The sequence below is a fragment of the Duganella alba genome, assembly GCF_009674495.1.
GTDB lineage: Bacteria > Pseudomonadota > Gammaproteobacteria > Burkholderiales > Burkholderiaceae_D > Rugamonas > Rugamonas alba.
This window is the reverse complement of sequence record NZ_WKJN01000084.1, coordinates 1-1861: the sequence shown is the minus strand read 5'-3', so window position 1 is coordinate 1861 and position 1861 is coordinate 1. Positions and strand designations below refer to the sequence as shown.

Below are 1861 nucleotides of genomic sequence, written 5' to 3'. Positions count from 1 at the left end.
CGCCGCCTGTCAGCCAGCCCTGCTCCACCGTCACCGCAGCCGGATCGGCGCCGTACAGCGGCGAATCGCGGTCGGCCACCGCCAGCGCCACCGCCTTGGCGCGCACCGCCGCGCACGCGGCCTGCACCGCCGGCCCCACGCTGGCCACGCTCATCGAACCGCCCGACACCGGCGCCTCCGGCAGCGTGGTGTCGCCCAGCTCGAAGCGCACCTTCTCCACCGCCAGCCCGAGCGCATCGGCCGCCACCTGGCTCATCACCGTGTAGGTGCCGGTGCCCAGATCGTGCGTGCCGCTGCGCACCACCGCCGTGCCATCGGCCAGCAAAGTGGCCGAGGCCTTGGCCGGCTGCCGGTTGGCCGGATAGGTGGCGGTCGCCATACCCCAGCCGACCAGCTGCTCGCCGGCGCGCATCGAACGCGGCTCCGGATTCCTGCGCGACCAGCCGAAGCGCGCCGCCGCCTCGCGGTAGCACTCGCGCAGCGCCTTGCCCGACCACGGCAGCTGCTTGTCCGGATCGGTCTCGGCGTAATTGCGCAGCCGCAGCGCCAGCGGGTCCATCTTCAGCGAATACGCCAGCTCGTCAAGCGCCGACTCCAGCGCAAAGCTGCCGCTCGATTCGCCCGGCGCCCGCATATAGGTCGGCACGCCGAGATTGAGCACCGCCAGCCGCTGCGACGTCTGCGCGTTCTCCGCCTGGTACAGCATGCGCGTCAGCAGCGTGCACGGCTCGACGAATTCATCCTGCACCGCGCTGCTCGACAGCGACGCATGGCGCACCGCCGCCAGCGTGCCGTCGGCCGCCGCGCCCAGCTGCAGGCGCTGCTCGGTCATCGGCCGCGCGCCGACCGGCGCGAACATCTGCGTGCGTTCCAGCGCCAGCTTGACCGGACAGCCGGCCTGACGCGCCGCCAGCGCCGCCAGCATCACGTGCGACCACGCCGTGCCCTTGCTGCCAAAGCCGCCGCCGACGAAGGGGCAGATCACCCGCACCTGCGCCGGCGCGATGCCGAAGGTGCGCGCCGCGCTCTTCTTCACGCCCGACACGTTCTGCGTCGAGTCATACAGCGTCAGGCTGTCGCCATCCCAAGCCGCGATGGTGGCGTGCGGCTCCATCGGATTGTGGTTCTCCAGCGGCGTCGTGTACACCGCATCGACCGTCGCCGCCGCGCCTTTGAGCCCGGCGGCGACGTTGCCGCGGTTGCTGTCGTTGGGGCGGTCCGGCTGCTCCTTCGGCCGCCGCGGATGGCGCGCCGCCTGGCGGAAGTCCAGCGCCGCCGCTTGCGCGCCGGTGGCCGCCGCATAGCGCACCTTGATGCGCCGCGCGGCCGCCTGCGCCTGCTCCAGCGTATCGGCCACCACCACCGCGATGGGCTGGCCGTTGTAGTTGACCACATCGTCCTGCAGCAGATTCAGCTTGACCGGCGGCGGCTGGTCCTTGGCGTCCGGCGGTTTCGGCTTGGGCAGCTTGAGCGCGTTACGGTGCGTCAGCACCAGCCGCACGCCCGGCATGGCGGCGGCCGCCGCCGTGTCGATGGCGGCGATCTTCCCCTTTGCGATCGTACTCTGCACCATCACCGCCTGCGCCAGCCGTGGCAGCTTGTGCTCGGCGGTGAACGTCGCCGCGCCGGTGACCTTCAGGCGGCCGTCGACGCGGTCCATGCCGCGCCCCACCACCACATCCTGCTTTGCCTCGCTCATGCCCGCTCCCCTGTCAGTGTGTCGTTGCCGCCCGCCTGCGCCGTGCCGGCCGCCGCGCGGCGGATGGCGCGCACCACGGCGCGCTGCGCCAGTTCGATCTTGAAGCGGTTGCCGTCGAAGCCGCGCGCGCCGGCCAGCAGCAGCTGCGCCGCCTGCCGGCTG

At 72.4% G+C, this 1861-nt stretch carries 1 protein-coding gene; it reads right to left on the bottom strand.

Annotation, left to right across the window (positions count from 1 at the left end):
* On the bottom strand, positions 1–1699 hold a 1699-nt coding region (locus GJ695_RS29320), incomplete at its 3' end, for a xanthine dehydrogenase family protein molybdopterin-binding subunit (protein WP_154370605.1).
* Positions 1700–1861: the final 162 nt, after the last annotated feature.